Source organism: Pseudomonas sp. G5(2012), assembly GCF_000408945.1.
Classification (GTDB): domain Bacteria; phylum Pseudomonadota; class Gammaproteobacteria; order Pseudomonadales; family Pseudomonadaceae; genus Aquipseudomonas; species Aquipseudomonas umsongensis.
In genome coordinates, this window is the sequence record NZ_APIO01000025.1 from 304427 (window position 1) to 311474 (window position 7048).

At 59.6% G+C, this 7048-nt stretch carries 6 protein-coding genes; 4 read left to right on the top strand and 2 right to left on the bottom strand.

What is annotated here, in order from left to right; genetic code table 11:
- Positions 1-53: 53 nt before the first annotated feature.
- Both rhlB and PG5_RS08605 read right to left on the bottom strand, forming a co-directional pair.
- Complete coding sequence (gene rhlB, locus PG5_RS08600) at positions 54-1544, bottom strand: ATP-dependent RNA helicase RhlB (protein WP_042955300.1); 1491 nt, start codon at positions 1542-1544, stop codon at positions 54-56.
- A gap of 98 nt (positions 1545-1642) precedes the next feature.
- On the bottom strand, positions 1643-2299 hold the full coding sequence (locus PG5_RS08605; protein ID WP_033044035.1) for an alpha/beta hydrolase: 657 nt from the start codon (positions 2297-2299) through the stop codon (positions 1643-1645).
- A 468-nt stretch (positions 2300-2767) separates the two neighbouring features.
- Here PG5_RS08605 and PG5_RS08610 point away from each other — a divergent pair, with 468 nt between their 5' ends.
- The 4 genes from PG5_RS08610 (at position 2768) to PG5_RS08625 (ending at position 6929) form a co-directional block, all read left to right on the top strand.
- The gene (locus tag PG5_RS08610) at positions 2768-3799 is read left to right on the top strand and encodes an amino acid ABC transporter substrate-binding protein (protein ID WP_020796717.1); all 1032 of its coding nucleotides are present in this window, start codon (positions 2768-2770) and stop codon (positions 3797-3799) included.
- Between the two features lie 65 nt (positions 3800-3864).
- A complete protein-coding gene (locus tag PG5_RS08615) occupies positions 3865-5046 on the top strand; it encodes an amino acid ABC transporter permease (protein WP_020796718.1) in 1182 nt (393 codons plus the stop codon).
- Between the two features lie 10 nt (positions 5047-5056).
- On the top strand, positions 5057-6154 hold the full coding sequence (locus tag PG5_RS08620; protein ID WP_020796719.1) for an amino acid ABC transporter permease: 1098 nt from the start codon (positions 5057-5059) through the stop codon (positions 6152-6154).
- A gap of 10 nt (positions 6155-6164) precedes the next feature.
- Entirely contained in the window at positions 6165-6929 is a 765-nt protein-coding gene (locus PG5_RS08625; RefSeq protein WP_007905492.1) for an amino acid ABC transporter ATP-binding protein, read from the top strand.
- The last annotated feature ends 119 nt before the right edge of the window (positions 6930-7048 follow it).

Genomic DNA, 7048 nt, shown 5'->3' on the forward strand with positions numbered 1-7048 from the left:
GGCGAAAAAAAAGCGCAGTCCGTTTCCGGCTGCGCTTGTTACTGCAAGGGGGCTCAGTGCGGCCGCTTGCGCTCAACCGCCCGCAATAGATGCGTCGGCGGTGTTTCACAGCTGATCTTGCGCCCCAGTTTTTCCTCGATAGCCGGTAGCTGGTAGGAGTCGTCTTCACCGGCAAAACTGATGGAAACGCCGTCGGCGCCGGCACGGCCGGTACGGCCGATGCGATGCACGTAGTCGTCCGGGACTTCCGGCAGGGTGAAGTTGATCACGTGGCTGATGCCGTCGATGTGGATACCGCGACCTGCCACGTCGGTGGCGACCAGCACGCGGATCTTGCCTTCGCGGAAACCTTCCAGGGTCTTGATGCGCTTGTGTTGCGGCACATCACCCGATAGCTGCGCGGCGTTGACCCCGTCGCGTACCAGGCGTTCTTCGATGCGGCGTACTTCATCCTTGCGGTTGGCGAAGACGATGACCCGCTCCCAGCCGTTGTCGGTGACCAGGTTGTAGAGCAGTTTGTATTTGTCGGCACCGGCCACCGCGTAGATGTGCTGCTCGACGTTTTCGCTGGCCACATTCTGCGACTCGATCTCGACGATGGCCGGGTCGGTGGTCCACTGCTTGGCCAGGTTCATCACGTCATCGGTGAAGGTCGCCGAGAACAGCAGCGTTTGACGCTCATTCTTCGGCGGGGTCTGGCGAATGATCTGGCGCACCTGCGGGATGAAGCCCATGTCGAGCATGCGGTCGGCTTCGTCCAGCACCATCACTTCGACCATGTCCAGGTGCACGTCGCCGCGCTGGTTGAAGTCCAGCAGGCGACCCGGGGTGGCCACGAGAATGTCGCAATGGCGAGCCTCGAGGTGCTTGAGCTGCTTGTCGAAGTCCATGCCGCCCACAAACGTCATGACGTTCAGGCCGGTGTACTTGGTCAGGTCCGCCGCGTCCTTGGCGATCTGCACCACCAGTTCGCGAGTCGGCGCGATGATCAGCGCGCGCGGCTCACCCATGTAGCGCTCTTTCGGCGGCGGGGTCTGCAGCAGCTGGGTGATGATCGAGATCAGGAATGCCGCGGTCTTGCCGGTACCGGTCTGCGCGCGGCCGATGGCGTCTTTGCCGGCGAGGGTGAAACCCAGCACCTGGGCCTGGATCGGCGTGCAGTACGGAAAGCCCAGGTCCTGGATGGCGTGCATCAGTTCGGGGGCAAGTTTGAAATCGTGGAAACGGGTCTTGCCTTCCTGGGGTTCGACGACGAAGTCTTCGAGTTTCCACGGGATGACCGGCGCTTTGGGCTTCGGTTCGCGGCGGGGTTTGGCGGGTTTCGGCGTTTCGCTGTGTGGCTGCTCGGGGGCAGTGACCACCGCAGGTTGGACGGTCGCCGTGCTCGCGGGCTCATGTTTCGGTGCCGCTACGGCAGCGGTACGGCCAGGCTGACTACCGTCGGTGCGGTGGCTGGGGGCGTGAGAAGGAGCGCTGGGGACTGGCGCGAGTTGCTCAGTCTCGCTTTTACCGAACATTTTCTTGAGTGCTTTGAGCACGGTCATCTCATCAATTGGTTAAGGAATGTACGCCGGCCAGTGTAATGCAAGAATCGGGCGCGGCGTAGAGGGATGGATCAAAGGGCGTTTTTAAACGTCATTGTTTACCGCAGGCGCTCGTCGAGCCACACGCCGATGTCGCGAATTTCCTCAGGTAACACTTCATGGCCCATTGGGTATTCCTGCCATGTCACGGTGACACCACGCTGTTTCAAATGCTCGTAGGCGCTACGTCCCATCGAGTTCTGCACCACGTCATCGTACTGCCCGTGCAGCGAAAGCACCGGAATGCGCTGCTGGCTGGCGGACAGTTCCAGCGCGTCGCTGAAGGTCGGTGCATAAGTCGAGAGGGCAAGTACGCCACCCAGCGGGCCCTGCCATTTCAGAAACGCGGTGTGTAGAACCACGGCGCCGCCCTGGGAAAAGCCGGCGAGAAAAATTCGCGAAGCGTCTATTCCGGTGGCGCGCTGCTGTTCGAGCAATTCGATTATCCAGTTGGCCGACTCTTCCAGCTGCTCGCGATTGATCGCCCGTGCCGGGCTCATGGCCAATATGTCGTACCAGCTCGGCATCTCGTAACCGCCATTGATGGTGACGGCGCGGGTCGGTGCCTGGGGCAAGACGAATCGTGTACTGAGCAAAGTCTCCTGCAGGGCTTCGGCCACCGGCAGGAAGTCGTATCGATCGGCGCCCAGGCCGTGGAGCCAGATAACGCAGGCATCTGCGGTCTTGATGGGTTCAAGAATCAAAGGGTTGGTCATGGCTGCTCCAAACATGTGCGGGCGCTCTCATTGAGTGCGAGGTCTGAGGGCGTCTCTGGTTGATCAGTTACGAAGATGTCGCAAGGTTACAAGTTTTGCTATTGACCTGTCGCTTAACCGCTTAAGCGGTCGGTGTGGTACGGGCTTTGCTATACGCAAGCTGGTACGAAAATCCCACATCTGTCGGTAACACTATCAGGCCATTGTTGGCAGTGGGATAGCAAAAAAATCCGGTAATGGATGTTCGCCAATGGCCGCTACGGGCTTCGCGAACGAGAAAGGGCTACAGCCCGTTCGGCCGATTGGTGAGAAGTGAGTTGTCCTTTATATGGATTTTCTCCTACTAGACTCATGGCTACGGTCCTACGTCGGTTGACCCTATAAAAAGCCAACAAGGGTCACCAACGCCTCAAAAGGGTGCGACTGGACTCACGCTCCGACACAACAAGAGCAAAACTGGAGGTTTGAATGAAGATGTTGAAATCCACCCTGGCAGTCGTGACTGCAGCCGCGGTACTCGGCGTCAGTGGGTTCGCTCAGGCGGGCGCGACCCTGGATGCAGTACAGAAGAAAGGTTTCGTACAGTGCGGCGTCAGCGATGGCCTGCCTGGCTTCTCGGTTCCAGATTCCACCGGCAAGATCGTCGGTATCGATGCAGACTACTGCCGTGCCGTGGCCGCTGCCGTATTCGGCGACGCGACCAAGGTCAAGTTCAGCCAGTTGAACGCCAAGGAGCGTTTCACCGCGCTACAGTCCGGCGAGATCGACATCCTGTCGCGCAACACCACCATGACCAGCTCCCGTGACGCGGGCATGGGTCTGAAATTCCCTGGCTTCATCACTTACTACGATGGCATCGGCTTCCTGGTCAACAACAAGCTGGGCGTCAAGAGCGCCAAAGAGCTGGATGGCGCGACCATCTGCATCCAGGCCGGTACCACCACCGAACTGAACGTTTCCGACTACTTCCGTGGCAACGGTCTGAAATACACCCCGATCACTTTCGACACCTCCGACGAGAGCGCCAAGTCGCTTGAATCCGGTCGTTGCGACGTACTGACCTCCGATAAGTCCCAACTGTTTGCCCAGCGCAGCAAGCTGGCCTCGCCGAAGGACTACGTGGTGCTGCCGGAAACCATTTCCAAGGAGCCACTGGGCCCGGTCGTGCGTAACGGCGACGACGAGTGGCTGGCCATCGTGCGCTGGGTTGGCTACGCCATGCTCAACGCTGAAGAAGCCGGCATCACCTCGAAAAACGTCGAAGCCGAAGCCAAGGCCACCAAGAACCCGGACGTCGCTCGTCTGCTGGGCACTGACGGTGAATACGGCAAAGACCTGAAAGTGAAGAAAGACTGGGTCGTGCAGATCGTCAAGCAAGTCGGCAACTACGGTGAAGTGTTCGAGAAAAACCTCGGCAAGAGCACTCCGCTGGAGATCGACCGCGGGCTGAACGCCTTGTGGAACGCTGGCGGCATTCAATACGCACCACCAGTGCGCTGATGGTTCTATCACCCGGTGGGCCAACCACCGGGTGATGTTCTGTTCCATTCTTTGCGGGGCACTTCATGCAAAATTCAATCGGCGCACCAAAGCAGAGGCTCAGCCTCAGCGATCCACGAGTGCGTGCGTGGGTATTCCAGATCATCACCATTATCGGGGTGGTCTCGCTAGGCTGGTATCTGTTCGACAACACACAGACCAACCTGCAACACCGGGGCATTACCTCCGGTTTTGACTTTCTGGAGCGCAGTGCCGGGTTCGGCATCGCCCAACACCTGATCGACTACACCGAAGCGGACAGCTATGCCCGAGTGTTTGTCATCGGCTTGCTCAACACCTTGCTGGTGACCTTCATCGGCGTGATCCTGGCGACGATCCTCGGTTTCATCGTCGGCGTGGCCCGACTGTCGAAGAACTGGATCATCGCCAAGCTGGCGACCGTGTACGTGGAGGTTTTCCGCAACATTCCGCCTCTGCTGCAGATCCTGTTCTGGTACTTCGCGGTGTTCCTGACCATGCCGGGGCCGCGCAACAGCCACAACTTCGGCGACACCTTCTTCGTCAGCAGCCGCGGCCTGAACATGCCGGCGGCGCTGATGGCCGATGGTTTCTGGGCGTTCGTGATCAGCATCGTCGTGGCCATTGTCGCCATCGTGCTGATGACCCGCTGGGCCAACAAGCGCTTTGAAGCCACGGGCGAGCCGTTCCACAAGTTCTGGGTTGGCCTGGCGTTGTTCCTGGCGATCCCGGCGCTGTGCGTGTTGATCTTCGGTGCGCCAGTGCACTGGGAAATGCCCAAGCTGCAAGGCTTCAACTTCGTCGGCGGCTGGGTACTGATCCCGGAACTGCTGGCCTTGACCCTGGCGCTCACGGTGTACACCGCAGCGTTCATCGCCGAGATCGTGCGTTCGGGCATCAAGTCGGTCAGCCACGGCCAGACCGAAGCTGCGCATTCGCTCGGCCTGCGCAACGGTCCGACCCTGCGCAAGGTGATCATCCCGCAAGCCCTGCGCGTGATCATTCCGCCGCTGACCAGCCAATACCTGAACCTGGCGAAGAACTCCTCGCTGGCGGCCGGTATCGGGTATCCGGAGATGGTCTCGCTGTTCGCAGGCACGGTGCTCAACCAGACCGGCCAGGCGATCGAGGTGATTGCCATCACCATGAGCGTTTACCTGGCGATCAGTATCAGCATTTCCCTGCTGATGAACTGGTACAACAAGCGCATTGCGCTGATCGAGCGGTAAGGAATAGCGCATGAGTACTCATACTTTCAAACCCGACATGCCACCGCCGGCCAAGGTCTTCGGCCCGATGGCGTGGATACGCGCGAACATGTTCTCCAGCTGGCTCAACACCCTGCTGACCTTGTTCGCGTTCTACCTGATCTACCTGGTGATACCGCCGATCCTGAGCTGGGCAATCATCGATGCCAACTGGGTGGGCACCACCCGCGCCGACTGCACGAAGGAGGGCGCCTGCTGGGTGTTCATCCAGCAGCGCTTCGGCCAGTTCATGTACGGCTACTACCCGCCGGAACTGCGCTGGCGCGTCGACCTGACGGTGTGGCTGGCGGTCATTGGCGTGGCACCGTTGTTCATCTCGCGCTTTCATCATAAAGCCGTGTATGGCCTGAGCTTCCTGGTGCTGTACCCGATCATTGCCTGGTGCCTGCTGCACGGCGGCGTCTTTGGCCTGACCCAAGTGGCGACCAGCCAATGGGGCGGCCTGATGCTGACCCTGGTGATCGCCACCGTCGGTATTGCCGGTGCTTTGCCCCTGGGGATTGTCCTGGCATTGGGCCGACGTTCGAACATGCCGGCAATTCGCGTGGTCTGCGTGACCTTCATCGAATTCTGGCGCGGCGTGCCGTTGATCACGGTGCTGTTCATGTCCTCGGTGATGCTGCCGTTGTTCCTGCCTGAAGGCATGAACTTCGACAAATTGCTGCGGGCGCTGATCGGCGTGATCCTGTTCCAGTCGGCCTACGTGGCCGAAGTGGTGCGTGGCGGCCTGCAAGCGATCCCTAAAGGACAGTACGAAGCGGCCGCGGCAATGGGCCTGGGCTACTGGCGCAGCATGGGCCTGGTGATTCTGCCGCAAGCCCTGAAGCTGGTGATCCCCGGCATCGTCAACACCTTCATCGCGCTGTTCAAGGACACGAGCCTGGTGATCATCATCGGCCTCTTCGACCTGCTCAACAGCGTCAAGCAAGCCGCCGCCGACCCGAAATGGCTGGGCATGGCCACTGAAGGCTATGTGTTCGCGGCCCTGGTGTTCTGGATTTTCTGTTTTGGTATGTCGCGCTATTCCATGCATCTGGAACGCAAGCTCGACACTGGCCACAAGCGTTAGGAGTTCTGTAATGAGCGAAGCAATCAAGAAGCCTGTGAGCCCTGAAGGCATTATCCAGATGCAGGGCGTGAACAAGTGGTACGGTCAGTTCCACGTACTCAAGGACATCAACCTCAACGTCAAGCAGGGCGAGCGGATCGTCCTGTGCGGGCCGTCGGGTTCGGGCAAGTCCACTACTATCCGCTGCCTCAATCGCCTGGAAGAACACCAGCAGGGCCGCATCGTGGTCGATGGCGTGGAACTGACCAACGACCTCAAGCAGATCGAGGCGATCCGCCGCGAAGTCGGCATGGTGTTCCAGCATTTCAACCTGTTCCCGCACCTGACCATCCTGCAGAACTGCACCCTGGCGCCAATGTGGGTGCGCAAGATGCCCAAGCGCAAGGCCGAGGAAATCGCCATGCATTACCTGGAGCGCGTGCGCATTCCGGAGCAGGCGCACAAGTACCCGGGGCAGCTGTCCGGCGGTCAGCAACAGCGCGTGGCGATTGCCCGTGCGCTGTGCATGAAGCCGAAAATCATGTTGTTCGACGAACCGACTTCGGCACTCGACCCCGAGATGGTGAAGGAGGTTCTGGATACCATGATCGGCCTGGCCGAAGACGGCATGACCATGCTCTGCGTGACCCATGAAATGGGCTTTGCCCGCACCGTGGCCAATCGCGTGATCTTCATGGACAAGGGCGAAATCGTCGAGCAGGCGGCGCCGAACGACTTCTTCGACAACCCGCAGAATGAACGCACCAAGCTGTTCCTGAGCCAGATCTTGCATTGATCTAGCCCAGGCCATAAAAAACCGGCCTCGGCAGTAATGCTGTTCTTTGGGTTGGTGGCATTTGGATTGGGTGTATATCCATTGCTGCGGTAACGGCGGCCTATGGTTTCGCTCTTACA